Source organism: Nocardioides alcanivorans, from assembly GCF_021555175.1.
In the GTDB taxonomy this organism is placed as follows: Bacteria; Actinomycetota; Actinomycetes; order Propionibacteriales; family Nocardioidaceae; genus Nocardioides; species Nocardioides alcanivorans.
On the sequence record NZ_JAKGRW010000019.1, the window covers coordinates 88,404 to 113,566 of the forward strand.

At 66.2% G+C, this 25,163-nt stretch carries 22 protein-coding genes, 1 tRNA gene and 2 pseudogenes; 1 reads left to right on the forward strand and 24 read right to left on the reverse strand.

The window, feature by feature from the left end; translation table 11 throughout:
* Positions 1 to 4: 4 nt before the first annotated feature.
* The gene (locus tag L1066_RS10725) at positions 5 to 1,063 is read left to right on the forward strand and encodes an acyltransferase family protein (protein ID WP_235736319.1); all 1,059 of its coding nucleotides are present in this window, start codon (positions 5 to 7) and stop codon (positions 1,061 to 1,063) included.
* A gap of 136 nt (positions 1,064 to 1,199) precedes the next feature.
* Here L1066_RS10725 and L1066_RS10730 read toward each other — a convergent pair whose 3' ends face one another.
* From L1066_RS10730 to L1066_RS10845, 24 genes and pseudogenes are all read right to left on the reverse strand, one after another.
* Positions 1,200 to 5,024, reverse strand: coding sequence for a DNA-directed RNA polymerase subunit beta' (locus L1066_RS10730; protein ID WP_312007528.1), 3,825 nt, complete (start codon positions 5,022 to 5,024; stop codon positions 1,200 to 1,202).
* A gap of 137 nt (positions 5,025 to 5,161) precedes the next feature.
* Positions 5,162 to 8,676: pseudogene (gene rpoB / locus L1066_RS10735) on the reverse strand (DNA-directed RNA polymerase subunit beta).
* Positions 8,677 to 8,901: 225 nt separating this feature from the next.
* Positions 8,902 to 9,759, reverse strand: coding sequence for a J domain-containing protein (locus L1066_RS10740; RefSeq protein WP_235736320.1), 858 nt, complete (start codon positions 9,757 to 9,759; stop codon positions 8,902 to 8,904).
* On the reverse strand, positions 9,756 to 10,343 hold the full coding sequence (locus L1066_RS10745; protein WP_235736321.1) for a hypothetical protein: 588 nt from the start codon (positions 10,341 to 10,343) through the stop codon (positions 9,756 to 9,758). The genes L1066_RS10740 and L1066_RS10745 overlap by 4 nt, the downstream gene beginning before the upstream one ends.
* Before the next feature lie 64 nt (positions 10,344 to 10,407).
* A complete protein-coding gene (locus tag L1066_RS10750; protein ID WP_235736322.1) occupies positions 10,408 to 10,584 on the reverse strand; it encodes a hypothetical protein in 177 nt (58 codons plus the stop codon).
* Positions 10,563 to 11,222, reverse strand: a complete 660-nt coding sequence (locus tag L1066_RS10755) for an MCE family protein (protein WP_235736323.1) — start codon at positions 11,220 to 11,222, stop codon at positions 10,563 to 10,565. The genes L1066_RS10750 and L1066_RS10755 overlap by 22 nt, the downstream gene beginning before the upstream one ends.
* 173 nt (positions 11,223 to 11,395) lie before the next feature.
* A pseudogene (locus L1066_RS25940) lies at positions 11,396 to 11,677 on the reverse strand (MlaD family protein); the annotation flags it as partial.
* Positions 11,674 to 12,951, reverse strand: coding sequence for an MCE family protein (locus tag L1066_RS10765; RefSeq protein WP_235736324.1), 1,278 nt, complete (start codon positions 12,949 to 12,951; stop codon positions 11,674 to 11,676). The gene L1066_RS10765 and the pseudogene L1066_RS25940, both read right to left, overlap by 4 nt.
* Positions 12,948 to 14,060, reverse strand: coding sequence for an MCE family protein (locus L1066_RS10770; protein ID WP_235736325.1), 1,113 nt, complete (start codon positions 14,058 to 14,060; stop codon positions 12,948 to 12,950). The genes L1066_RS10765 and L1066_RS10770 overlap by 4 nt, the downstream gene beginning before the upstream one ends.
* A gap of 1 nt (position 14,061) precedes the next feature.
* Positions 14,062 to 14,487 (reverse strand): MCE family protein, encoded by a 426-nt coding sequence (locus L1066_RS10775; protein ID WP_512699720.1) that lies wholly within the window; start codon positions 14,485 to 14,487, stop codon positions 14,062 to 14,064.
* Complete coding sequence (locus tag L1066_RS10780; protein WP_235736327.1) at positions 14,385 to 15,035, reverse strand: MlaD family protein; 651 nt, start codon at positions 15,033 to 15,035, stop codon at positions 14,385 to 14,387. The genes L1066_RS10775 and L1066_RS10780 overlap by 103 nt, the downstream gene beginning before the upstream one ends.
* 76 nt (positions 15,036 to 15,111) lie before the next feature.
* Entirely contained in the window at positions 15,112 to 16,077 is a 966-nt protein-coding gene (locus tag L1066_RS10785; protein WP_235736328.1) for an MCE family protein, read from the reverse strand.
* Complete coding sequence (locus L1066_RS10790; RefSeq protein ID WP_235736329.1) at positions 16,074 to 17,351, reverse strand: MCE family protein; 1,278 nt, start codon at positions 17,349 to 17,351, stop codon at positions 16,074 to 16,076. Before L1066_RS10790 ends, L1066_RS10785 begins: the two co-directional genes overlap by 4 nt.
* Positions 17,352 to 17,355: 4 nt before the next feature.
* Positions 17,356 to 18,183: an MlaE family ABC transporter permease gene (locus L1066_RS10795; protein ID WP_235736330.1), complete on the reverse strand. Its 828-nt coding sequence runs from the start codon at positions 18,181 to 18,183 to the stop codon at positions 17,356 to 17,358.
* A 5-nt stretch (positions 18,184 to 18,188) separates the two neighbouring features.
* A complete protein-coding gene (locus L1066_RS10800; protein ID WP_235736331.1) occupies positions 18,189 to 18,971 on the reverse strand; it encodes an MlaE family ABC transporter permease in 783 nt (260 codons plus the stop codon).
* 15 nt (positions 18,972 to 18,986) lie between these two features.
* A complete protein-coding gene (locus tag L1066_RS10805) occupies positions 18,987 to 19,943 on the reverse strand; it encodes an ABC transporter ATP-binding protein (RefSeq protein WP_235736332.1) in 957 nt (318 codons plus the stop codon).
* 247 nt (positions 19,944 to 20,190) lie between these two features.
* Positions 20,191 to 20,577 carry a 50S ribosomal protein L7/L12 gene (gene rplL / locus L1066_RS10810; protein WP_235736333.1) on the reverse strand — a complete coding sequence of 129 codons (387 nt, stop codon included), beginning with the start codon at positions 20,575 to 20,577 and terminating at the stop codon, positions 20,191 to 20,193.
* 75 nt (positions 20,578 to 20,652) lie between these two features.
* Positions 20,653 to 21,270, reverse strand: a complete 618-nt coding sequence (gene rplJ / locus L1066_RS10815) for a 50S ribosomal protein L10 (RefSeq protein ID WP_235736334.1) — start codon at positions 21,268 to 21,270, stop codon at positions 20,653 to 20,655.
* A 268-nt stretch (positions 21,271 to 21,538) separates the two neighbouring features.
* Positions 21,539 to 22,435 carry a hypothetical protein gene (locus L1066_RS10820; RefSeq protein ID WP_235736335.1) on the reverse strand — a complete coding sequence of 299 codons (897 nt, stop codon included), beginning with the start codon at positions 22,433 to 22,435 and terminating at the stop codon, positions 21,539 to 21,541.
* Positions 22,436 to 22,565: 130 nt separating this feature from the next.
* Positions 22,566 to 23,279, reverse strand: a complete 714-nt coding sequence (rplA, locus tag L1066_RS10825) for a 50S ribosomal protein L1 (RefSeq protein ID WP_235736336.1) — start codon at positions 23,277 to 23,279, stop codon at positions 22,566 to 22,568.
* A 112-nt stretch (positions 23,280 to 23,391) separates the two neighbouring features.
* Positions 23,392 to 23,820, reverse strand: coding sequence for a 50S ribosomal protein L11 (rplK, locus tag L1066_RS10830; RefSeq protein WP_235736337.1), 429 nt, complete (start codon positions 23,818 to 23,820; stop codon positions 23,392 to 23,394).
* A 90-nt stretch (positions 23,821 to 23,910) separates the two neighbouring features.
* Positions 23,911 to 24,690 carry a transcription termination/antitermination protein NusG gene (gene nusG / locus L1066_RS10835; RefSeq protein WP_235736338.1) on the reverse strand — a complete coding sequence of 260 codons (780 nt, stop codon included), beginning with the start codon at positions 24,688 to 24,690 and terminating at the stop codon, positions 23,911 to 23,913.
* A gap of 49 nt (positions 24,691 to 24,739) precedes the next feature.
* The gene (gene secE, locus L1066_RS10840; protein ID WP_235736339.1) at positions 24,740 to 24,976 is read right to left on the reverse strand and encodes a preprotein translocase subunit SecE; all 237 of its coding nucleotides are present in this window, start codon (positions 24,974 to 24,976) and stop codon (positions 24,740 to 24,742) included.
* Positions 24,977 to 25,056: 80 nt separating this feature from the next.
* Positions 25,057 to 25,129: transfer RNA gene (locus tag L1066_RS10845), tRNA-Trp, on the reverse strand.
* Positions 25,130 to 25,163 lie beyond the last annotated feature (34 nt).

Below are 25,163 nucleotides of genomic sequence, written 5' to 3' on the forward strand. Positions count from 1 at the left end.
TCCGGTGCGGGATCCATGGCTCGACAATGTGAAGTATGTGCTCGTGACCTTCGTGGTCATGGGCCACGCCCTCCCCCTGGCGCACCTCGACACCACCTTGGATGCCCAGCTCTACGACTTCATCTACTCCTGGCACATCCCGGCCTTCGTGCTGATCACCGGCTACTTCTCCCGTGGCTTCCGCTGGTCACGACGGCATCTGAGCGCGCTCGTCACCGGCCTGCTGATCCCCTACCTGATCTTCGAGTCGGTGATGCGCCAGGCCAACATCCACTGGAGCGACCAGCAGGTGCAGGGTCCCTACCTGCTCAATCCCGGCTGGCCGATGTGGTACCTCGTCGCCACCATGCTCTGGCGCTTGGCCAGCCCCGTGCTCCGGAAGCACTGGCTGATGCTGCCGGCGAGCATCGTCGCAAGCCTCGGTTTCGGCATGATCGATGCCGATTGGACCGACTGGTTCGACCTCTCGCGGGTCGTCGGGCTGCTGCCCTTCTTCGTCTTCGGGCTGCTGGTCAAGCCGGAGCACCTCGCCCTGCTCAAGCGGCCTTGGGCGCCAGCGGTGGGTGTCGTCGTACTGCTGCTGACCTGGACTCTCGCCGGCCGCACCGATGACTGGATCAGCACCCGCTGGCTCTGGTATGCCTTCCCCTACTCGATGCTGCGCGCCGACGGGGTCCAGGTCGACAACCTGACCGGCGCGATGCTCCGTCTCGGCGTCATGGCCGTCGGCTTCGTCGCCGCGCTTGCCGTCCTCTCGCTGGTGCCACGCAAACAGCACTGGTTCACCCCGCTCGGTGCGGCGACCCTCGTGGTCTACCTCTTCCACGGCTTCGTGATCCGCGTTGCTTGGGCGCTCGACTTCCCGCAGTGGGCCCAGTCCCAGGGCGGCTGGGTCCTCGCCTTGGTGCTCCTCGCCGCCATCGGCGTCTCCACGGTCCTCGCCGCTCCCCCCATCGCCTCCCGCCTCAGCTGGCTCATCGACCCCGTCACCGAGCTACGCCGCCGCAGGGAGCGCCGTACCCGCAACGCCGAGCCGCCCTCCGCCGCCTCCCTCCGGGGATAGTCCCGGACGAATTTGTCGTTGCCGGGCAGGTTTTCCTACAAGTTCGTCAGGGACTACCGGGATTTGGCCCGGCAAATGGGGCCGGCCCCGACCTCCGGGAGGAGGTCGGGGCCGGGATCCGACTGGGTGGCTCAGATCAGTTCTGGTAGCTGCCGAAGTCGAAGTCGTCGAGGGCAACGGCCTGACCGGTGCCTCCGAACCCGTAGTCGTAGGAGTCGTAGCCGGTGACCGAGTAGGCCGCGGCACGTGCTTCCTCGGTCGGCTCCACCCGGATGTTGCGGTACCGCTCGAGGCCGGTACCAGCCGGGATCAGCTTTCCGATGATCACGTTCTCCTTCAGACCGAGCAACGAGTCGCTACGGCCGTTGATGGCGGCGTCGGTGAGCACCCGGGTGGTCTCCTGGAAGGAGGCCGCCGACAGCCACGACTCGGTCGCGAGCGACGCCTTGGTGATGCCCATGAGCTCCGGACGACCCGAGGCCGGCTTGCCGCCCTCTGCCAGGACCCGCTTGTTCTCCTGCTCGAAGCGGGTGCGGTCGACCAGGTCGGAGGGCAGCAGGTTGGTGTCGCCCGACTCGATGACCGTGATCCGGCGCAGCATCTGCCGCACGATGATCTCGATGTGCTTGTCGTGGATGGCCACACCCTGGCTGCGGTAGACCGACTGGACCTCGTCGACGAGGTGCTGCTGCGCCCGGCGGACACCGAGGATGCGCAGGACCTCCTTGGGGTCCTCCGTTCCCTGGGTGAACCGGTCGCCGACCTCGACGTGGTCACCGTCCTGGACCAGCAGGCGCGAACGCCGGCTGACCGGGTACTCGACGACCTCGGAACCGTCGTCGGGGGTGACCAGTACGACGCGGGCCTTGTCGCCCTCCTCGATCTGCACCCGACCTGCGGCCTCGGAGATCGGGGCCAGACCCTTGGGGGTCCGGGCCTCGAAGAGCTCCACGACGCGGGGCAGACCCTGCGTGATGTCGTCGGCCGACGCCACACCACCGGTGTGGAAGGTACGCATGGTCAGCTGCGTACCGGGCTCACCGATGGACTGGGCGGCGATGATGCCGACGGCCTCACCGATGTCGACCAGCTTGCCGGTGGCCAACGAGCGGCCGTAGCACTTGGCGCAGGTTCCGGTGGTCGCCTCGCAGGTGAGCACCGAGCGCACCTTGACCTCGGCCACGCCGGCTTCGATGAGCTCGGCGATCTTGACGTCACCGAGGTCCTCGCCTGCAGCGGCCAGCAGCTCACCCGTCTCCGGGTGCGCCACGTCGACCGCGGAGGTGCGGGCGTAGGCAGCGGTCTCGGCGTTCTCGTCCTTGCGCACCACGCCGTCGGGGCCGGCGACGCCGATCACCTTGGGCAGACCGCGCTCGGTGCCACAGTCGTCCTCGCGGATGATGACGTCCTGCGAGACGTCCACCAGACGACGGGTCAGGTAACCCGAGTCGGCGGTACGCAGCGCGGTGTCGGCAAGACCCTTGCGGGCACCGTGCGTGGCGATGAAGTACTCGAGAACGGTCAGGCCCTCACGGAAGTTGGACTTGATCGGCCGGGGGATGATCTCGCCCTTGGGGTTGGCCACCAGACCACGCATGGCCGCAACCTGCCGGATCTGGTTCATGTTTCCGGAGGCACCCGAGTCGACCATCATGTAGATCGGGTTGGCCCGGTCGAAGTTGGTCTCCATGGCCTTGCCGACCTCGGCAGCCGCCTGGGTCCAGATCTCGATGAGCTCCTGACGGCGCTCGTCGTCGGTGACCAGACCGCGCTCGAACTGCTTCTGGATCTTGGCAGCCTTCTCCTCGAACCCGGAGAGGATCTCCTTCTTCGCGTCGGGCGTGGTCACGTCGTCGATCGAGACCGTGACACCCGAACGAGTCGCCCAGTGGAAGCCGGTGTCCTTCAACGCGTCCAGCGACGCAGCGACCTCGACCTTGGTGTAGCGCTCGGCCAGGTCGTTGACGATGGCACCCAGCTGCTTCTTGCCGACCTCGTAGTTCACGAACTCGTAGTCAGCGGGCAGGGTGTCGTTGAAGTAGGTCCGACCCAGCGTGGTCTCGCGGAGCTCGCCGTTGACGCGCAACTTGATCCTGCTCTGCAGCGTGATCTCGCCACGGTCGAAGGCCATGATCGCCTCGGCCTGGGTGCCGAAGGCACGACCCTCGCCCGGCTCACCCTCACGGTCAGTGGTGAGGAAGAACAGACCGATGATCATGTCCTGCGACGGCATGGTCACCGGACGACCGTCGGACGGCTTCAAGATGTTGTTGGTCGACAGCATCAGGATGCGCGCCTCGGCCTGGGCCTCCGCGGACAACGGCAGGTGCACGGCCATCTGGTCACCGTCGAAGTCGGCGTTGAACGCGCCGCACACGAGCGGGTGGAGCTGGATGGCCTTGCCCTCGATGAGCTGCGGCTCGAACGCCTGGATGCCCAGACGGTGCAGGGTGGGTGCACGGTTGAGCAGCACGGGGTGCTCGGTGATGACCTCTTCGAGGACGTCCCAGACCTCCGCACGCACCGCACGCTCCACCATCCGCTTGGCGGACTTGATGTTCTGAGCGTGGGAGAGGTCGACCAACCGCTTCATCACGAAGGGCTTGAAGAGCTCCAGCGCCATCTGCTTGGGCAGACCACACTGGTGCAGCTTCAGGGTCGGGCCCGAGACGATGACCGAACGACCCGAGTAGTCGACGCGCTTGCCGAGCAGGTTCTGACGGAAGCGACCCTGCTTGCCCTTGAGCATGTCGGAGAGGGACTTCAGCGGCCGGTTGCCCGGACCGGTGACCGGACGGCCACGGCGACCGTTGTCGAACAGCGAGTCGACGGCCTCCTGGAGCATCCGCTTCTCGTTGTTGACGATGATCTCCGGCGCGCCGAGGTCCAACAGCCGCTTGAGACGGTTGTTGCGGTTGATCACCCGGCGGTAGAGGTCATTGAGGTCGGAGGTCGCGAAGCGGCCACCGTCGAGTTGCACCATCGGGCGCAGGTCCGGCGGGATCACCGGGACGGCGTCCAGCACCATGCCCAGCGGGCTGTTGCCGGTCTTGCGGAACGCGTCGACGACCTTGAGCCGCTTGAGGGCGCGGACCTTGCGCTGCCCCTTGCCCGTGGCAATGGTCTCGCGCAGGGACTCGACCTCGGCCTCGATGTCGAAGGTCTCGAGCCGCTTCTGGATCGCCGTGGCGCCCATGTGACCCTCGAAGTACTTGCCGAACCAGGCCTGCATCTCGCGGTAGAGCATCTCGTCGCCCATCAGGTCCTGGACCTTCAGGCTCTTGAACGTGTCCCAGACCTCTTCGAGGCGGGCCAGTTCGGCGTCGGAGCGCTTGCGCAGCTGCGCCATCTCACGCTCGGCGCCGTCCTTCACCTTGCGACGGGCGTCGGCCTTGGCACCCTCGGCCTCGAGGGTGGCAAGGTCTTCCTCGAGCTTGCGGGCGCGGTCCTCGATCGCGGAGTCACGCCGGCCCTCGAGCCGCTTGCGCTCCAGGTCGATCTTGCCCTCGAGCGAGGTGAGGTCGCGGTGGCGCGCGTCGTCGTCGACCTTCGTGATCATGTAGGCCGCGAAGTAGATGACCTTCTCGAGGTCCTTCGGCGCCAGGTCGAGCAGGTAGCCGAGCCGGCTGGGCACACCCTTGAAGTACCAGATGTGGGTGACCGGGGCGGCGAGCTCGATGTGGCCCATCCGCTCACGGCGAACCTTGGACCGGGTCACCTCGACGCCGCAGCGCTCGCAGATGATGCCCTTGAAGCGCACCCGCTTGTACTTTCCGCAGTAGCACTCCCAGTCCCGGGTGGGACCGAAGATCTTCTCGCAGAAGAGGCCGTCACGCTCGGGCTTGAGCGTGCGGTAGTTGATGGTTTCCGGCTTCTTGACCTCGCCGTGGCTCCACGTGCGGATGTCGTCCGCAGTGGCCAGGCCGATCCGAAGCTGGTCGAAGAAGTTCACGTCGAGCACGTTGGCTGATGTCCTTCGTTAGTTCTGGAATGAAAGATCTGTGTGGACTGAGTCTCGACAGGCTCGACCACCGGAGCGGTAGCGACCACCGGAGCGGTGACGACCACCGGAGCCGGTGATCGAGCCTGTCGAGATCATCAGACTTCTTCGACCGAGCTGGGCTCGCGCCGCGACAGGTCGATGCCGAGTTCCTCAGCAGCACGGAAGACGTCTTCCTCCGCGTCGCGGAGTTCGATCTGCGAACCGTCCTGGCTGAGCACCTCGACGTTGAGGCAGAGGGACTGCATTTCCTTCACGAGCACCTTGAACGACTCGGGGATACCGGAGTCGGGGATGTTCTCGCCCTTGACGATGGCCTCGTAGACCTTCACACGGCCGGGAACGTCATCGGACTTGATCGTGAGCAGCTCCTGCAGGGCGTAGGCGGCGCCGTACGCCTCCATCGCCCAGACCTCCATCTCACCGAACCGCTGGCCACCGAACTGGGCCTTACCGCCCAGCGGCTGCTGCGTGATCATCGAGTAGGGACCCGTGCTGCGCGCGTGGATCTTGTCGTCCACGAGGTGGTGCAGCTTCAGGATGTACATGTAGCCGACCGCGACCGGGTCCGGGAACGGCTCGCCGGAGCGACCGTCGAACAGGCTCGCCTTGCCGTTGGTGCCGATCAGGCGCTTGCCGTCACGGTTGGGCAGGGTCGCGCCGAGCAGACCGGTGATCTCGTCCTCGCGCGCTCCGTCGAACACCGGGGTGGCGACCTTGGAGTTGGCCGGGGCCTCTTCCGCGTGGATGTCGATCAGGCGCTGCTTCCACTCGCCCTCGTCGTCGGACAGGTTGATGTCCCAGCCCTGCTTGGCGAGCCAACCGAGGTGGAGCTCGAGGATCTGGCCGATGTTCATACGACGCGGCACACCCAGCGGGTTGAGCACGACGTCGACGGGGGTGCCGTCCTCCATGAAGGGCATGTCCTCGATCGGGAGGATCTTGGCGATGACGCCCTTGTTGCCGTGACGGCCGGCGAGCTTGTCGCCGACGGAGATCTTGCGCTTCTGGGCAACGTAGACACGGACCAGCTGGTTGACGCCCGGGGAAGCTCGTCGCCCTCCTCGCGGTCGAACACCCGAACGCCGATGACCGTGCCGGACTCACCGTGAGGAACCTTCATCGAGGTGTCGCGCACCTCGCGCGCCTTCTCACCGAAGATCGCGCGGAGCAGGCGCTCCTCGGGGGTCAGCTCGGTCTCACCCTTGGGGGTCACCTTGCCGACCAGGATGTCACCGGTGGTGACCTCGGCGCCGATCCGGATGATGCCGCGCTCGTCGAGGTCGGCCAGGTTCTCGTCGGAGACGTTCGGGATGTCCCGGGTGATCTCCTCGGGGCCCAGCTTGGTGTCACGCGCGTCGACCTCGTGCTCCTCGATGTGGATCGAGGTGAGCATGTCTTCCTGGACGAGGCGCTGGCTGAGGATGATCGCGTCCTCGTAGTTGTGCCCCTGCCACGGCATGAACGCAACCAGGAGGTTGGCGCCCAACGCCATCTCGGCGTCGTCGGTGCACGGACCGTCGGCGATCGGCGAGCCGACCTCGACCCGGTCACCTTCGGCAACCAGCGGGCGCTGGTTGATGCAGGTGCCCTGGTTGGAGCGGCGGAACTTCGACAGCCGGTACGACGAGTAGGTGCCGTCGTCGTTCATCGTCTCGATCTGATCGGCCGAGACCGACTTCACGACACCGGCGGTGTCGGAGGTGACCACGTCCCCGGCGTCGACCGCTGCGCGGAGCTCCATGCCGGTGCCGACGAGCGGCGAGTCGCTGCGGATCAGCGGAACGGCCTGACGCTGCATGTTGGCGCCCATGAGCGCACGGTTGGCATCGTCGTGCTCGAGGAACGGGATCAGCGCGGTGGCGACCGACACCATCTGCCGCGGCGAGACGTCGATGTAGTCGACCTCGGCCGCGAGGATCTCGGAGACCTCACCACGACGCTGGCGGACCAGGACGCGCTCCTCGACGAAGCGGCCGTCGGCGTCGACGGCGGCGTTTGCCTGCGCGATGACGTACTTGTCCTCGTCGTCAGCGGTCAGGTAGTCGATCTGGTCGGTGACCTGACCGTCGATGACCTTGCGGTAGGGCGTCTCGACGAAGCCGAACGGGTTGATCCGTCCGTAGGAGGCCAACGAACCGATCAGACCGATGTTGGGGCCTTCCGGCGTCTCGATCGGGCACATGCGGCCGTAGTGCGACGGGTGGACGTCACGGACCTCCATGCCGGCGCGGTCGCGCGAGAGACCACCCGGGCCGAGCGCCGAGAGGCGACGCTTGTGGGTCAGACCGGCGATCGGGTTGGTCTGGTCCATGAACTGCGAGAGCTGCGAGGTACCGAAGAACTCCTTCAGCGCCGCGACGACCGGACGGATGTTGATCAGCGACTGCGGCGTGATGGCCTCGACGTCCTGCGTCGTCATCCGCTCGCGGACCACGCGCTCCATGCGGGCAAGACCCGTGCGGAGCTGGTTCTGGATCAACTCACCCACGGTGCGCATCCGGCGGTTGCCGAAGTGGTCGATGTCGTCGGCGAGCACCTCGAGCGGCTTGCCGTCGGGGTCCACCAGCTCGGTGCCCTCACCGTCGACCATCACGGCGTCACCGTTGTGGAGGCGGACGACGTAGCGGATGGTCGCGACGATGTCGGCGATGGTGAGGGTCTGGTGGTCGAACGCCTCGTGCTGGCCGAGCTTCTTGTTGATCTTGTAGCGGCCGACCTTGGCCAGGTCGTAGCGCTTGGTGTTGAAGTAGTAGTTCTTCAGCAGCGTGAGCGCGGCCTCGCGCGTCGGGGGCTCACCCGGGCGCAGCTTGCGGTAGATGTCGAGCAGCGCGTCGTCAGGACCCTGGGTGTTGTCCTTCTCCAGGGTGAGCTGGATCGACTCGTACTGGCGCAGCTCCTCCATCGTGGCCTCGTAGTCGTAGTCCTCGCCGATCTCCTCGGCGACGGCGACGAGGGCCTTGAGCAGCACGGTGACGTTCTGCTTGCGCTTGCGGTCGAGGCGGACGCCGACCAGGTCACGCTTGTCGACCTCGAACTCGAGCCAGGCACCGCGCGACGGGATCACCTTGGAGGTGAAGATGTCCTTGTCGGAGGTCTTGTCGGCGTTGCGCTCGAAGTAGACGCCCGGGGAGCGGACCAGCTGGGAGACGACGACACGCTCGGTGCCGTTGATGACGAAGGTGCCCTTCTCGGTCATCAGCGGGAACTCGCCCATGAAGACCGTCTGACCCTTGATCTCACCGGTGTCGTTGTTGGTGAACTCCGCCGACACGTAGAGGGGCGCGGAGTAGGTGAAGTCCTTCTCCTTGCACTCGTCGACCGTGTACTTCGGGTCGTAGAACAGAGGGTTCTCGAACGAGAGCGACATCGTCTCGGAGAAGTCCTCGATGGGTGAGATCTCCTCGAAGATCTCGGTCAGCCCCGACTTCTGCGAGACGTCCTCGCCGAGGTCGAGCCGACGCTGAACGTCCTGCTGCCACCGCTCATTGCCGATCAGCCAGTCGAAGCTGTCGGTCTGGAGGGCCAGGAGCTTCGGCACCTCGAGCGGCTCGTTGATCTTCGCAAAGGAAATGCGACGGGGGTTGTTGCTGGCTTGTGCGCGCGCGGCCAAGAGTTGTCCTTAGAAGAGGTTCGCTCTGGGTAAGGCGCCCACCCACCACAAACCGGCCACCGGACAGGCAGGAAGCATTTGAGGGCAGGCGCAAGGGTCGAGCCTACACGGGCACAAGGGGTCCACGCAAGGCCGAGGACCGAAGGAGTTCGGATGCCTCGCCACCCACACCCGGAATGATGAACCTCCTTCCGGGTCAGGTCAAGCAGCGGCCCGGCGCGCCCCTCACTCCGAGGGAGATCCGGAGGGGCCTTCGGAGTCGCACGGATCACCGCCGGCGGCGCCGTCGCCACCCTCCAGGCCGTCGACCTCGTCGACCAGCCAGGCGCCGTCGTCCTCGACCATCGTGACGCCCAGGAGCAGGGTGCCGACGCCCTGGTCGCCGCCCTTGTTGGCCACCTCGTTGCGGATCAGCGCTACCAGTTTGACCCGGTCCCCCTCGTCGCTCACCGCGGACACACCGCTGCGTACGACGGTGGTCGTCACCACCGGCTTCACCTGTTGCGCCTGCTGCTCGACCAGGCTCCACACCTTGTCGAACTCGCACCGGTAACGCGGCGTCAGCAGCGCGACCGCCCGTTGGTGGGCCGCCTCCAGGTCGTCCCAGCTGTAGGTGAGCAGGTTGCCGAAACTCTGTTCCAGCACGGTCTGTGCCTCGCGGACCGAAGCGGAGTCCGCGGGTGCGTCGTCCCCGTCGTCCGACAGGTGGAGGAAGCCGGCGATCCCGGCCACCACCAGCACCGCCAGTGCCAGTCCCGCCAGGAGCCAAGCCGGTACGCCGGCCCTAGGCTCGGGCTCGGGCTCGGGCGCGCCGGTCAGGGCGGTCGCGGGCTCGGGCGGCACGGACAGTTCCTCGTCGAGATCGGGGGCGGCGAGCTCTTCGTCGACGTCGGGCTGGGCGAACTCCGCGTCGTAGCCCGCCCGAGCCTCCGCATCGAGCAGCACCTTGGCAGCGCTGTTGTAGAGGTCGAAGCGACGATCGGTGGGCTCGAGGTCGGAGGTCGCTGCCTTCCAGGCAGCACGGATCTCGGCTTCCGTCGCGTCGGGGGCCACACCGAGCACGTCGTACCAGCTGGCGCTCACTGCTGTCCCTCCTTCGGCCTCTTCGATCCCTCATCACTGGGCGCGGCCGACGGGTCCCCGGGGGTCTCCACCTCGGCCGGTGCCTCCGTGACGGCGGTGCACTCCGGGTCCTGGGCCACGTTGCACGGAGCCCGGTCGACCAACCAGGTGCCGCCGCTCTTCACGAGCCAGATCTCCAGCGTGTAGCCGGTCGGCTCCTCCGTCTTGTCCGCGAGGCTGCGAGCCGTCTCGCCACCCACCAGCACCTTCGCCCGGTCGTCACTGATCTCCACGACCCCGGCCCGGTCGACGGTCGTGCTGGTGCCGAAGCCCTGCACGGCGAGTGGGGTCACGTTGGCGAGTTGCTGTTCGAACTGCTCCTTGTAGGAGGTGGAGACGAGGGGACTCACCCGGTCGCGGTAGGCAGTGAGCAGGTTCTGCTCGTCGAGGTCCTTCGGCCCGAAGTTGGAGGCGGCCTCGATGTAGCCCCGCGCCGCGATCATCGCCGCATCACGGTCGCTGACGGTGACGCCGTCAGCGGAGTCTCGGTCTCGCACCTCGTGGACGAGCCAGAAGAGCGACGCCACCAGCGCCACGGCGAGCACCCCCGCCAGGACGCTCCTCAGCAGCTGGGACCGGGGAAGGTCTCGAGCACGGATCCGAACAAGCTCACTCCGTCGTCGTCGTGGACTGGCGCAGCAGCAGCCACTCCAGGGTGGGGGTCCCACCGGGCGCGGCCACGTTACCCGCTGCGTCCCCACCGACGCGGCCGTCCACGCCAGTCGCCCAGACCAGCTCGTCGTCCGCCGGGTCGAGCGTGGCGATCACCGGAGCACGCTTGAGCACGTTCTGCGCGCCACGCGGGTTGGACTTGGTGGCCGGCTCGGTGCATCCCACGTCAGGGAGCTCGGCGTTGGCGCCGTTGGCCGGGTTGCGTTGGTCAGTCGCCTCGTAGCCGTTGTGACACAGCTGGTGGGGGTGAGAACCAGACCGAAGTGGGCGTCGTACAGACCGCTGTCGGGGTCCTTCGCGACCACGGTGAAGCCGCCCTCAACCGCGTAGGGATAGATGGCCAACAGGTGCTCCACACCGTCGAGGTTGTCGACGATCACCTCACTGGTGGTGCGCAGGTTGTTGAGCAGCGACGTGATGTCTACGTCGTTCTCCTCGATGAACCGGCGCACCGTGTTGGCGGCCGACGAGCCGTTGTCGATGACGGTGCGCAGGTCTGCGTCGGCTCCGGCGAGGGTGGTGGAGAACAGGCTCAGGTCACGGGTGAAGCTGCGGATCGAGCTCGCGAGGTCGACCTGGGAGGTCAGCACCGTGTTGCTCGACCGGATGAGGGCGGTGGTGAGGTCGAAGTTGGCATCGGCGGTCTCGATGAACGAGGTGGTCGTGTCGATGATCTGACCGAGGTCCTCACCGGTGTCCTCGAAAGCCGCACCGAACTCCTGGACCACGGTGCGCAGGGCGTCGCGGTCCACTCCCCGACCGTGGTGGCGAGATCGCCGATGAGCTTGGAGGTGGAGATGGGAATGTCGGTGTTGGCCTGGGCGATCTCCGAGGACTCCTTGAGATAGGGCCCCTCGTCGACCAGCGGCTGGAGGTCGACGAACTGCTCGCCGACGGCCGATCGGTTGGCGACGATGGCCAACGTGTCGGCCGGGATCTTGTCCCAGCCGTTCTCGATGTCGAGGATGACGTCGACGCCCTCGGCGGTCAGCTTCATCTCCCCGACCCTGCCGATCGTCGTGCCACGATAGGTGACCTCTGCCCCCTCGAACACGCCGCCGGAGTCCGGGAAGTGAGCGACGACCGTGTAGGTGTCGTCGAACAGGAGCCGGTCGAGCCGGGCGTACTTCGCGCCCACGAACGTGACACCCAAGAGGGTGATGACGACGAAGATCGCCAGCTGGATCTTGGTACGACGGGTGATCACTGGGCCACTCCCCTCAGCAGCAGACCGGCCAACGTCGGGTCGATCTCCTCCATCACCGCGGTCAGCGGCACGTCGATCTCGCCGGGAGCGGCCCGGTTGCGGCCGGTCGCGCTCCCGGTGTCGTCGGTGGCGCCCGTGGTGCGCGGATTGGGCAGCAGGCCGCCACCGCTGAGCAGGGCGCAGACGAGGTTCTGCTGGTTCGCCCCGTCGCGACAGTAGGTGAGCAGGTCCGCCGGGTTGTCCACGTTGGGCAGGATCTCGGGCAAGGACCCCTGCCCCGGCTCCCCCAGGAGCCGCAGGTCGAGCTTGATCGCGAGGTTGACGTAGTCACCCATGTTGAGGTTGCGCGCCACCTGCGGGTCGCGGCCCACCGACTCGTCGACGAACGGGTAGGTCAGGAAGACGCTGAAGGCATTGGCGAAGTCGTCACCGGTCTCGGCGAGGCTGAACAGCACCGGCTGCAGCTGTTCGAGAGCATCGATGGTGACCGTCTTGGTCGACTTGATCACCCGGGTGCCCACGTTGCCCAGCTCGTTGAGCGCCTCGAGCATCTTCACCAGGTCGTCACGTTGCTGGTCGATCGAGGTGAGGGCAGCCGGCAACTCGTCGAGTGCGCTGGTGATCGCGTCACGCTGCTCGTTGATGCTGATCGACAGGGAGTTGAGCTTCTCGATGGCAGTGACGATGTCGTCCTTGTTGTCGTCGAGCTCGCCCATGAAGGTCTGCAGCTGGCTGAGCACCGACTTCGCGGCGCCCTCGCGGCCCTTGAAGGTCTTGTTGAGTTCCTGGGTGATCGTGCGGATCTTGTCGATGCCACCACCGTTGAGCACCAGGCTCAGGGCGCTGAGCACCTCCTCGACCTCAGGATTGCGATTGGTGCGCTCCACGGCGATCTGGTCGTCGTCCGCCAAGGGCTCGGCAGACGGATCGGAGGGTGCGCTCAGCGAGACGAACTTCTCGCCGAGCAGGCTGGTCTGACGAATCGACGCCTGGGCGTTGGCCGGCAACGAGACGTCGTTGCGAAGCTCCAGGGTGACCTTGGCCTGGTTGTCGACCAGCTCGATGCCGGTCACCTTGCCGACGCTGATGTCGTTGACCTTGACCGTCGACTGCGGCACGAGGTCAAGGACGTCGGGGAACGTCACCGTGACCGTCATCGGGTCGTCCCCGGTGTCCGTGCCCCCGGGCAGCGGCATGTCGTAGATGGAGAAGCCGCACGACGAGACGAGCAGTGCGGTGCCGGCGGCAAGGGCGGCGCGAAGCGACCTCCTCATCGGTTCACCCCCAACACGGCGGCGAGCGAGGGCTGTTGCCCGGGCACCGCTCCGACGGCCGCCCGGTTCTTCCCGAGCAGGCCCTCGATCAGGGCGCAGACGACGCCCGTGGGGTCGGCGGTGCCGACGACGCCGCAGAGCAACAGCGCGGGGTTGTTGACCAGCACGTGGGCGGCGTTCTCCAGGTTGGCCGAGACGTCGAGCGTGCCGGACTGCGGGTTGTAGGTGAGAGCCAGGTTGTTCATCGCCACCGGCCCTGCCGTGAGGATCTCGTCAAGTTCGGCGCGGCGTTTGACCAGCACCTTGGCGACCTTGTCGAGGCCCTTGATGTTCTTGCCTAGCAGCTCTTCGTTGTCCTTCACGAAGTCACGCACCGAGACGAGCGCACCACCCAGGTTCTCGAGCGAGGTCGCCAGCTCCTCCCGCTCCCCGGCGAGCAGCTCCGACACCTGCGCGATCGACTTGTTGAAGTCACGCACCAACGTGTCGTTGTCGGCCAGCGTCGAGATGAAGTTCTCGAGCTCCTCCGCCGCGCCGAAGAGATCGTCCTTGTTGTTCTCCAGCGTGCCGGTGAAGCGGCCGAGGTCCTTCAGGGTCTGGTTGAGCTGTTCTCCCTGCCCCTCGAAGTTGTCGGCACCCACCTGCAGCAACTCCGACAACGCGCCTTCGCTGTTGGCCCCGTCGGGCCCCAGCGCGACCGTGAGCTGGTCGATGCTCTCGTAGATCTGGTCGAGCTCCATCGGCGTGGCGGTGTCCTCCAACGCGATCTCGGCGTTGTCGGCCAGCTGGTCTCCCCCGGTGAAGACCGGCGTCAACTGCACGAAGCGGTCGCCCACCACGGCGGGCGTGACGATGACGGCCTGTACGTCGGCCGGCAGTGTGACGTCCCCGTCGTACGACAGCCGCACCTTCACCGACGTGCCGGCCGGCTCGACCGATTCGACCTCGCCGACACGGACCCCGAGGATCCGGACCTCCGAACCCTCGTAGATCGCGACGGTGCGGTCGAAGCTCGCGGTGACGTACTTGCGGTCCTCCGGGCGGAACATCGTGTAGGCGGCAGCCGCGAGCAGGGCCACGATGAGGCCCGGGACGATGAACTTCTTCATGTCAGCGCCCACCTCCCAGCTGTGGTGGCGGCGGCAGGTTGACGATCCAGGTGTCGAACCACGGGCCGTTGCCCAAGGTGCTGGCGAAGAGTCGGTAGAAGGGGGCCATCAGCCGGAGCGACTCATCGAGGTTGTCCTGGTTCTTCAGCAACGTCTTGACCACCGTGTCGAGCTGGGTCAGCGCCGGCGCCAGGTCGGCCTTGGTGTCACGCACCAGCGCCTGCAGCTCCTGCGACATGGTCGTGGTGGAGACCAACAGGTCGTGGATCGCCTCGCGGCGACCGGTCAGGGCAGTGAAGAGGATGTCGGCCTGCTTCATCAGCTTCACGATGTCCTGGTCCCGATCGCCCAGCACGCTCGAGACCTTGCGCAGGTTGACGAGCAGCGTGTTGATCTCCTCGTCGCGTGCCGCCAGGTTGCGCGACAGCTGCGAAACCCCTTGAGCGCCGCCTGGAACTCCTCCGGCGTGTTGCGGGTGAGCTCCGTGAGGGTACGGAACGACTCGGCGAGTTGATCGGTGTCGATCTCTCCGGAGCGCTCGGCCAACCCGGTGAAGGCGTCCACCACGTCGTACGGCGAGCTGGTGCGCTCGACCGGGATCTCGGTGCCCTCCTTCATCTGCCCCGAGCCCACGGGCTCGATGGCGAGGAACATGGCGCCCAGCAACGTCTTGACCTTGATCTCGGCGCGTGACTCGGGACCGAAATCGGCTCCCGCATCGATCTTGAACGTGACCTTGACGTGGTCGCCGTCGAGCGCGACCTCCTCCACCTTGCCGACCCGGACACCGGCGATGCGGACCTCGTCGCCCGACTTGAGGCCACCGGCCTCGGCGAAGGCCGCGTGGTAGGTGTCGCCGCCACCGATCAACGGGAGGTCGTCGGCGCGGAAGGCCATCAGGATCGCTGCCGCGATCACGGCGAGGCCGATCGCTCCGATGACGACGGGGTTGCGCTCACGGAAGGGCTTGCTCATGACAGGAAACACCTCTTCGGTGTCGTGTTCTCCGTCAGCGGATAGGTCACCGAGAGGGGAGGCAACGGGCCCACCTTCACCTGGCCGGTGAACGAGCACAGGAAGAAGTTGAAGTAGGAACCGTAGGTGGCGGTGCGCCCGATCTTGTTGAGCTTGATCGGCAGCACCTGCAGTGCCCTGTCGATCTCCCCACGGTTCCTGGCGAGGTTGGTGGCCACCTTGCGCAGGCCCTTGACGTCGTTGACCAGGGGGCGCGGATGCCCTTCGCGAGGCCGGCAGTCTCGACGGCGAGCTCCGAGATGTCGTCGAGCGAGTCCAGGATCGCGTCCTTGTCCTTCACCAGGCCGGTCACGAGGGTGCGCAGGTTCTGGATGAGGGCGCTGAGCTCCTCGTCGCGGTCACCCACGGTCACCAACACCTCGTTGAGGTTGGTGATGAGGTCACCGATCACGGCATCCCGCTCAGCCAGGGTCGAGGTGATCGAGGCGGTGTGGCCGAGGAGTCCCTCCACCGTGCCACCCTCGTTCTGGAAGACTTGGATGATCTCGTAGGAGAGCTGGTCGAGGTCTTGGGGTGAGAGCGCCTGGAAGAGGGGCTTGAATCCGTTGAACAGCACCGTCAGGTCGAGGGCCGGATCGGTCCGCTCGGGTGGGATCACCTTGTTGGTCGGCTGCGCGCCCGAGCTCTCCCCGGACTCGCTGAGCGCGAGATAGCGCTGCCCGACGAGGTTGCGGTAGCGGATGGCGACGGTGGTGGCGTCGGTGACCTTCGCCTTCTCGGCCACGCTGAAGGTGACGCGGGCGCGGGTGCGGTTGACGATCTCGACGTCCTTGACGCTGCCGACCTTGACGCCCGCGACGCGGACGTCGTCGCCCTTCACCACACCAGTGGCGTCTTCGAAGTCGGCCCGGAACTCACGGCTGGCTCCGGTCGTGATGTTGCCGATGACCATCACCAGGGCGCTGGTGAAGATCGCGGTGATCACCATGAACACCACCAGCTTGACGAGATCGGCGCCGGTGCGCTTGTCGAGGAAGCTCACTGGACACTCACCTCCGTGCCGCGGAGCATCGGAGCGTAGAGGAGCACACCGAGGTCGGAGACGTCGTCGGCGTCCTGGCCGAGCTGCGCACCCACGAGCCCGCGCGCAAGATCGGTCTCCTCGGAGGAACCGGCGCTGCTGCTCATCTCGAAACCGGGAGCGGTGCGCATGGTGCCCTTGCCGGTGCCACGGTTGACACCGTCGTCGAAGTTCGGCGGGTTCTGGAAACGGTTGCCCTGGTTGTAGGACGGGTTGGGCAACTGGCCGCAGTGCGGGCCGTTCTTCGCGTTGAGCACGGGGCGGTCCGACTGGTCGTAGGCACGGGGCTGGTTGGGGATGACCTCGAGGTTGATGTGCAGCTGGAAGCCCCGGAATGCCTCGGCCTGTGCCTTCCCGGCGTTGACGACGCCGGAGACCAGGCAGGGGAAGCCGGGCGCATACTTGCCCAACACCTTGAGCTGCTGGGAGCTCAGTTGTGCCACCCGGACGAGGTTCTGCTCGTTCTTGTCGAGGAAGGCCCCGGTCACCGCGGAGAAGCGGGCGACGTCCTTGAAGAGCTTGTTGAGGTCGTCCTCGCGTTCCAGCAGCGTGTTGGCGGTGGTGACGGTGCCGCGCAGGATGTCGGCGATCTCGGGCATCACGTCTTCGTAGACACCAGCGACCTCGCTGGTCAGCTTGATGTCCTCGACCAGTTCGGGAAGCTGCGGGTTCATCTTGCGCAGGTAACGATCGAGCGTCTCCAGGCTGCGCCCCAGCCCCTCGCCGCGACCTTCGAGAGCGCTGGCGACGGCGTTGAGGGTGTGGGCGAGATCTTGGGGTTGCACCGTCCGCAGCAGCGGATAGAGGTCGTTGAGCGCAGCCTCCACCTCGGTGGCGACCACGGTCTGGGTGATCCGGTCGCCGGCCCTGATCGAGCCGTCGGGCGCGTCGGGCACCTGGAGCGCGACGTACTTCTCCCCAAAGAGCGTCTTGGGTTCGATGCGCGCGGTGACGTTGCGCGGAATGGTGCTGGTCCTGTCGGGATAGAGCCCCAGGACCAGCTCCGCTCCGTCCTTGGTGACCTTGGTGTCGAGCACCTCTCCCACCAGCACGCCACGGATCTTGACGTCGGCGCGCGAGGGCAGGGACAGCCCGACCGTGGACGATTCCAAGGTGACCTTGTCGTAGTCGGTGAACTTCTTGGTGAAGATCGCGCCGGTCAACCAGACACCCCCGGCGAGCAGCGCCAGGAAGACCAGGCCGACCAGCTTGTGGCTGGTGAAGATCTTGCGCACGCCGTCAACCTGCCAATCTGACGGTCGTCGAGGTGCCCCAGATCGCCATCGACAAGAAGAGGTCGACCACGTTGATCGCGACGATCGAGGTGCGCACCGCCCGACCGACCGCGACGCCCACGCCGGCGGGACCACCGCTGGCGTTGTAGCCGTGGTAGCAGTGGATGAGGATCACCGTGACCGCGAAGACCATCACCTTGCCGAAGGACCACAGCACGTCACCCGGTGGCAGGAACTGCTGGAAGTAGTGGTCGTAGGTGCCCGTGCTCTGACCGAAGAACATGGTGACGGTGAGGCGCGTGGCGAAGTAGGAGGAGAGCAGGCCGACCACGTAGAGCGGAATGACCGCGATCAGGCCCCCGATGATCCGGGTCGTCACCAGGAACGGCAGCGAGGGGATCGCCATGACCTCGAGCGCGTCGATCTCCTCGGAGATCCGCATCGCCCCGAGCTGGGCGGTGAAGCCGCAGCCGACCGTGGCGGCCAGGGCGATGCCGGCCACCAGCGGGGCGATCTCACGGGTGTTGAAGTAGGCGGAGACGAACCCGGAGAACGCGGCGGTTCCGATCTGGTTGAGGGCGGCATAGCCCTGCAGGCCCACCTCGGTGCCGGTGAAGAAGCACATCGCCGTGATCACGCCGACGGTGCCGCCGATGACGGCAAGCGAACCCGAGCCGAGGGTGACCTCGGCGAGGATGCGCATGACCTCCTTCTTGTAGCGGCGGATCGTGCGTGGCGTCCAGGCCAGTGCCCGGATGAAGAAGACGAGCTGCTCACCCATCGTGTCGAGCAGCTTGGCGGGGCGGTCGATGACCGCACGCAGGTTGGCCATCGCCCTCACCCTGTCTTCGGTGGCACGAGCTGGAAGTAGATCGCGCTCATGACGAAGTTGACGATGAACAGGAGCAGGAACGAGATCACGACCGACTCGTTGACGGCGTCACCGACACCCTTCGGACCACCACCGGCGTTCATCCCCTTGTAGCAGGCGACGATGGCGGCGATGAGCCCGAAGACGAGGGCCTTGAGCATGCCCTGCCACAGGTCGGCGAGCTGAGCGAGCGCCGTGAAGCTCGACAGGTAGGCCCCTGGTGTGCCGTCCTGCAGGACCACGTTGAAGACGTAGCCGCCGGAGACACCCACGACCGAGACAAGTCCGTTGAGGAAGACCGCGACGAGCATGCACGCCAGCACCCTGGGCACGACCAACCGCTGGATCGGGTCGATGCCCAGCACCATCATGGCGTCGAGCTCCTCCCTGATCTTGCGGGCGCCCAGGTCGGCTGCGATGGCCGAGCCGGCCGCTCCTGCGATCAGCAGCGACGTGGCGATGGGCCCTGCTTCGCGCACCACGGCGAGCACCGAGGCCGAGCCCGTGAACGACTCCGCGCCGAACTGCTTGATCAGGCCACCCACCTGCAGCGCGATGACTGCGCCGAAGGGGATGGCCACCAAGGCCGTGGGGATGATCGTCACCGACGCGATGAACCAGGCCTGCTGGATGAACTCTCGCAGTTGGAACGGTCGGCGGAAGAGGCCACGACCCACGTCGAGAGCGAAGGCAAAGAGGTTGCCTGCTGTCCCGACGGGGCGCAACACCCGTGCTGAGGTGATCGCCATGTGTGTCTTGCTGGCTCAGGAACCCGGCGCGAGGCCAGCGTTGGCGGACTGGAACGACCCCGGGGGCGGGACCACCCCGTTGAGGCGGCACCACTCGCCAGCAGGCCGCTGCCGCTTGCGTGCGATACCGCTCGACGGCTCGAGTTGCAGCGGGATCGGCGGCAGCGGCGGCATCTCGATGTCCTTCTCGGCAGCGAGCTCGTCGGCGTCCTTCTCCTCCGACATGCCGATGGGGCCGACGGTCTGGGCGTTGAGGAACTGGCGCACGACCGGTTCCTCGGAGCTCAGCAGCATCTCGCGGGGCCCGAACATCGCCAGGTGCTTGTGATAGAGCAGACCGATGTTGTCGGGCACCGTCCGGGTGCTGTTGATGTCGTGGGTCACGATCAGGAACGTCGCGTCGATCTGCGCGTTCAGGTCGATGAAGAGCTGGTTGATGAACGACGTACGCACCGGGTCGAGGCCGGAGTCGGGCTCATCGATGAGGAGGATCTCCGGGTCGAGGACCAGCGCGCGGGCCAAGCCGGCACGCTTGCGCATGCCTCCGGAGATCTCGCCGGGCAGCTTGTCCTCGGCGCCGATGAGACCGACGAGGTCCATCTTCTCCATGACGATGCTGCGGATCTCGGACTCGTTCTTCTTCGTGTGCTCACGCAACGGGAAGGCCACGTTGTCGAAGAGATTCATGGAGCCGAACATCGCGCCGTCCTGGAACAGCACGCCGAAGAGCTTCCGGATCTCGTAGAGCTCCTTCTCGGAGCAGGAAGCGATGTCGGTCCCCTCGATGAGGATGGAGCCCTTGTCGGGCTTGATCAGCCCGATCAGCGCCTTCAGGAACACCGACTTGCCGGTTCCGGACGGCCCCAGCATGACCGAGACCTCCCCGGCCGGGATCGTCAGTGAGACGTCACCCCAGATGAGCTGCTTGCCGAACGACTTCGTCAGTTCGTCAATCTTGATCTCAACGCCCATGGGGTCCTCTCCCTCGTGCTCACGCCAAACTTGCTCTGCCGGGGATGGCCCCGCTCGCAGGCAACTTCTCAGTAACAACGCGCCTGCCGGGCCAGAGGTTACGGGTTTTTGCGGTGTAGGTCACGCCCGTCCTGAGGAATGAGTCACCTGGCCAGCAAGGGGTCCGGCAGGGACACGAAGGGCGGCCCTCCCCTGAGGGAGGACCGCCCGTCGGCGTTGGCTCCGGTCCGCGGACCGGAGCCGGAGATCACTTGACCGAGACAGCGGCGCCGGCGCCTTCGAGGGCTTCCTTCGCCTTGTCGGCCGCAGCCTTGTCGACACCCTCGAGGATGGCCTTGGGGGCGCTCTCGACGAGCTCCTTGGCCTCCTTCAGACCGAGGGAGGTCAGGGCGCGCACCTCCTTGATGACGTTGATCTTCTTGTCACCGGCGGCGTCGAGGATGACGTCGAAGCTGTCCTTCTCCTCAGCGGCAGCGGCGTCGCCGCCACCAGCGGCCGGGGCAGCAGCAACGGCGACCGGCGCAGCGGCGGTCACGCCGAAGGTCTCCTCGAACTGCTTCACGAACTCGGAGAGCTCGATGAGGGTCATTTCCTTGAACGCGTCGAGCAGCTCGTCGGTGGTGAGCTTCGCCATGATGGCGTTTCCTTCCGTTGGTGGCCCCCGTCGGTTCGGCGAGGGCCAGGGTTACAGGTGGTACGTCGGCCTGGGTCAGGCTTCGGTGGACTCGGCAGCCTCGTCGGCAGCCGGGGTGACCTCGGCGGTGTCTTCGACCGGAGCGGGAGCACCGGCACCACCTGCGAGGATCGAGGGGTCCTGCTGGGCCTTGGCCTCCAGGGCGCCGGCGAGCCGGGCAGCCTGGGAGATCGGGGCGTTGAGCAGGTAGACGGCCTGGGAGAGCGAAGCCAGCATTGCGCCGGCCAGCTTGCCCAGGAGGACCTCGCGCGACTCGAGGTCTGCCAGCTTGGCGACCTCCGACGCGTCGAGGAAGTTGCCGTCCAGGACGCCGCCCTTGATGACGAGGGCGGGGTTGGCCTTGGCAAAGTCACGCAGGCCCTTGGCAGCCTCGACCACGTCACCGCTGATGAAGGCGATGGCGGTCGGACCGACCAGGAGCTCGTCGAAGCCGTCGATTCCCGCTTCCTTGGCGGCAATCTTGGCGAGCGTGTTCTTGACCACGGCATAGTTGGCGTTCTCGCCGAGGGAGCGCCGCAACTGCTGCAGCTCCCCAACGGTGAGACCGCGGTACTCGGTCAGCACAGCACCGGCGGAAGCGTTGAACGACTCAACGACCTCGGCCACAGCTGCTGCCTTGTCTGGCCGCGCCATGGGTCTCCTTCCGAACTACTTCGTCGTCGAGACCCCCATGGCTCTCGCATCTCGGTTGAAATGCGAAACGCCCCGGCGCAGGGCCAGGGCGATCGTCCTCGGAAGGACTTGCTCTGTCACCTGCGCTGGCCGCCCCTCAGGGAGGGGACCTTCGGCGCCCTGCTTGCGCAGCACGTCGACCGGCGGTCTCTGGTTTCAGATGTGAACTATAGGTGGCCGCAGGTCACCCGGCAAAATCGCCGGTCACCAGCCGCGCTGGACCGGCCTCCTACTGCGCTTCGGGACTCTCCGCGGCCTTCATCGCCGGCGGGCGGCGGTCGGTGACGTCCTTCTTCGCCGGCGCGACGAGGCCGAAGTCCTTGCCGTACTCGGAGTAGAAGAGCGTGCTCCGGTAGTCGTCGCCGCCGCTGGTGATCAGGCTGTTGACCTGCACCGGCCGGTTCTCTGCATCCACCCAGATGTCGAGGTACTGCATGTCCTCGGTGACGCCTTGGGCTCCCATGGCGGCCGACGGGTCGACCGTGAGCTTGTAGTGGACTGCTCGTACGACGTCGTCGTCCAGCTCCTGCACGTCCTCGATTCCGACGACCTCGTACTCGCTCGGCTCGCCGAGCTTCATGAGGTTGGAGGCCGTCGCCCCCTGGAGCATCGACTCGAACGAGGCCAGGAGCTGGTCGTCGTTGGGCAGCTGGTACCAGGCCTGGTCCCACTTCTTCGGATTGAAGCCCTTGAGATAGAAGGTCTCGTCGACGTACAGGCCCTCGACGACGCTCTCCGTGGCCAGATCGTTGGTGACGGCCATCTGGATCCGGAACGTGGCGCCGGTGTCGGTGAACTGGATCTCCTGCAGCGCCTGCGGGGTGGGAGTGCCAGCAGACTCACCGTCCAGCGTCACCGTCCAGCTCTTGGCGTTCTGCTGCGCCTCGGCGATGGTCGGGAGAAGCTCCGCCGCCGGGATCGCGGTGAAGCCCTCCTCGAGCTCCGGCAGTTCCTCGGGCTCGGTCCGGTCCCCCGGCTCGTCGCTCGTCGCCGAGTTCTCGCTGCCCTTCGCCCCGGCATCCTCATCGTCGCCACCAATGGCTCCCCAACCGAGCAGGGCAGCAAGGACGACGGCACCGGTCAGGCCGGCAACAACAGCGGTGGAGCGTGGGAATTGACGCGACATGGACCGAAGTCAAGCACGCCCACCTGAGAGGAACCTGTCAGGGCGTCCGAGATGTGGCCCTCAGTTGCTCGCAATGCAGGACACCCCGGTCACCACTGGGGTGACCGGGGTGTCGCAGGTTGCGCGAGGCTCAGGCCTCTTCGTCGCTCGCCACGTTGCGGGTGCGGTTGGGGTCAACCTGGACACCCGGGCCCATCGTGGTGGAGACGGTGACCTTCTTGATGTAGCGGCCCTTGGAGCTGGCCGGCTTCAGACGAAGGACCTCTTCGAGTGCTGCGGCGTAGTTCTCCGCGAGCTGGGCCTCGGTGAAGGAGGCCTTGCCGATGATGAAGTGCAGGTTCGAGTGGCGGTCGACGCGGAACTCGATCTTGCCGCCCTTGATGTCGGTGACGGCCTTGGCGACGTCAGGCGTGACGGTGCCGGTCTTCGGGTTCGGCATGAGCGAACGGGGGCCGAGCACGCGGCCGAGACGACCGACCTTGCCCATCATGTCGGGGGTGGCGACGACGGCGTCGAAGTCGAGCCAGCCGCCGTTCACCTTCTCGATCAGCTCGTCGCCACCGACGAAGTCGGCGCCAGCCTCACGGGCGGCCTCCGCCTTGTCGGCGTTGGCGAAGACCAGGACCCGAGCGGTCTTGCCGGTGCCGTGCGGGAGGTTGACGGTGCCGCGGACCATCTGGTCGGCCTTGCGCGGGTCGACGCCCAGGCGCATGACGACGTCGACGGTCTCGTCGAACTTCTTCTTGCTGGAGCCCTTGGCGAGGTTGATCGCGGCGACGGGCGAGTAGAGAGTGTCCTTGTCGAACTTCTCTGCCGCCGCGCGGTAGGTCTTGCTGCGCTGCATGGTGTTTCCTAACTCATCGGAACGTGTGGTGCGGGCCAGCGCGGCCCTTCCACGGTGGATCAGGCTGGGATCGACGGGTCCTGCGGCTGCAGGCTCGTCGTGGCTCAGACCGTCAGTCGGTCGTGACGCCCATCGAGCGGGCAGTGCCCTCCACGATCTTCATCGCGGCGTCGATGTCATTGGCGTTCAGGTCGGGGAGCTTGGTCTGGGCGATCTCGCGGACCTGGTCCTTGGTCAGCTTGCCGACCTTGTCCTTCTGCGGCACGCCGGAGCCCTTCTTCACGCCGGCAGCCTTCTTGATCAGCTCAGCCGCCGGAGGCGTCTTGGTGATGAAGGTGAAGGAACGGTCTTCGTAGATCGTGATCTCGACCGGGATCACGTTGCCACGCATGGACTCGGTCTGCGCGTTGTAGGCCTTGCAGAAGTCCATGATGTTGACACCGTGGGGACCGAGCGCGGTACCCACCGGCGGAGCCGGAGTGGCGGAGCCAGCCTGCAGCTGCACCTTGACCAGGGCAGCAATCTTCTTCTTGGGAGGCATTGTCTAATCGGGTCCTTTTGACTTGCGGTTTCGTGGTCCTGTCGAGGGTCGGCGTGCCACCCTCTGCCACCTGTTTGTTGCTGGTGAGCCTCAGACCCGCTGGATCTGGTTGAAGCTCAGCTCGACCGGGGTCTCCCGGCCGAAGATCTCGACGAGGGCCTTGACCCTCTGCGACTCGGCGTTGATCTCGGTGATCGTCGCGTGCAGCGTGGCGAACGGGCCGTCGACCACCATGACCGAGTCGGACACGTCGAAGTCGGCGACCTCGACGGGCTTGCGAGCAGGCTGGGCGGTGGTGGTCTCGCCACCGGCGGCGGTCTCGCTCTCCACCTCGACCTCGATGGTCGGGGCGAGCCAGTTCTCCACCTCAGCCAGGCTGAGCGGCATCGGCTGGTGGGCGTTGCCCACGAAGCCGGTCACCGACGGGGTGTGACGCACTGCGGCCCACGACTCGTCGGTGAGGTCCATGCGGACCAGGACGTATCCGGGGAAACGGGTGCGGTTGACGGTCTTGCGCTGACCGTTCTTGATCTCTGCGACGTCCTCGGTGGGGACCACGACCTCGTGGATGTAGTCCTCCATGTTGAGCGAGATCGCGCGGTTCTCGAGGTTGGCCTTGACCCGCTTCTCCATGCCGGAGTAGGTGTGAACGACGTACCAGTCACCCGGCTTGGCCCACAGCTCGTTGCGCCAGGCCTCGAGCGGGTCGACAGCTTCGACGACCTCGGCGGCCTCCTCGGTCGCCGAGTCCTCGACTGCCGACTCCTCGGCGTCGAGGTCAGCCTCGGGCGCGACAGACTCCTCGGCCTGCTCCAGCGCCTCGTCAGCTGCTGCTTCGTCGTAGTGCTCCGACACGTAACGCTCCGTCATGGTTGAAAATAGGTGTCACATGGACCCGTGGCCCAAGGGGATGGTGTGGCTATTCGACGCCGGCTTTTCCGAAGATCTGGAAGACCAACTTGCCGAAGCCCAGGTCGAGCAGGGCCACGAAGCTCATCAAGATGACCACGAAGACCATCACCACGATGAAGTAGGTGACCAGCTGCTCCTGCGTCGGCCACACGACCTTCCGCAGTTCAGCGATGGACTGCTTGGTGAAGGTCACCGGGCCGGTGCGCGGGGACTTCTCTCCGGACACCGCGTCGCTCTGGGACACGTCCTCCACCTTCCACTCACTTCATGTGTGTTGGCCGCGCCACCAGCGATCGGCCGGCGGCACGACCTGTTTCCACCTTGCAGGGCACGAGGGACTTGAACCCCCAACCTTCGGTTTTGGAGACCGATGCTCTGCCAGTTGAGCTAGTGCCCTTCGATGTCTCGATCCCGTCCGCACCCTCTGGCGA

What these genes read in the sequence shown, in the direction of transcription:
- L1066_RS10765 (WP_235736324.1), bottom strand. Translation starts at nt 12,951, where the DNA reads ATGAGGAGGTCGCTTCGCGCCGCCCTTGCCGCCGGCACCGCACTGCTC.
- rplL (WP_235736333.1), bottom strand. Translation starts at nt 20,577, where the DNA reads ATGGCGAAGCTCACCACCGACGAGCTGCTCGACGCGTTCAAGGAAATG.
- L1066_RS10795 (WP_235736330.1), bottom strand. Translation starts at nt 18,183, where the DNA reads ATGGCCAACCTGCGTGCGGTCATCGACCGCCCCGCCAAGCTGCTCGAC.
- L1066_RS10820 (WP_235736335.1), bottom strand. Translation starts at nt 22,435, where the DNA reads ATGTCGCGTCAATTCCCACGCTCCACCGCTGTTGTTGCCGGCCTGACC.
- rplJ (WP_235736334.1), bottom strand. Translation starts at nt 21,270, where the DNA reads ATGGCGCGGCCAGACAAGGCAGCAGCTGTGGCCGAGGTCGTTGAGTCG.
- L1066_RS10805 (WP_235736332.1), bottom strand. Translation starts at nt 19,943, where the DNA reads ATGGGCGTTGAGATCAAGATTGACGAACTGACGAAGTCGTTCGGCAAG.
- L1066_RS10780 (WP_235736327.1), bottom strand. Translation starts at nt 15,035, where the DNA reads ATGAGCAAGCCCTTCCGTGAGCGCAACCCCGTCGTCATCGGAGCGATC.
- nusG (WP_235736338.1), bottom strand. Translation starts at nt 24,690, where the DNA reads ATGACGGAGCGTTACGTGTCGGAGCACTACGACGAAGCAGCAGCTGAC.
- rplA (WP_235736336.1), bottom strand. Translation starts at nt 23,279, where the DNA reads ATGCAGCGCAGCAAGACCTACCGCGCGGCGGCAGAGAAGTTCGACAAG.
- rplK (WP_235736337.1), bottom strand. Translation starts at nt 23,820, where the DNA reads ATGCCTCCCAAGAAGAAGATTGCTGCCCTGGTCAAGGTGCAGCTGCAG.
- L1066_RS10800 (WP_235736331.1), bottom strand. Translation starts at nt 18,971, where the DNA reads ATGGCGATCACCTCAGCACGGGTGTTGCGCCCCGTCGGGACAGCAGGC.
- L1066_RS10770 (WP_235736325.1), bottom strand. Translation starts at nt 14,060, where the DNA reads ATGAAGAAGTTCATCGTCCCGGGCCTCATCGTGGCCCTGCTCGCGGCT.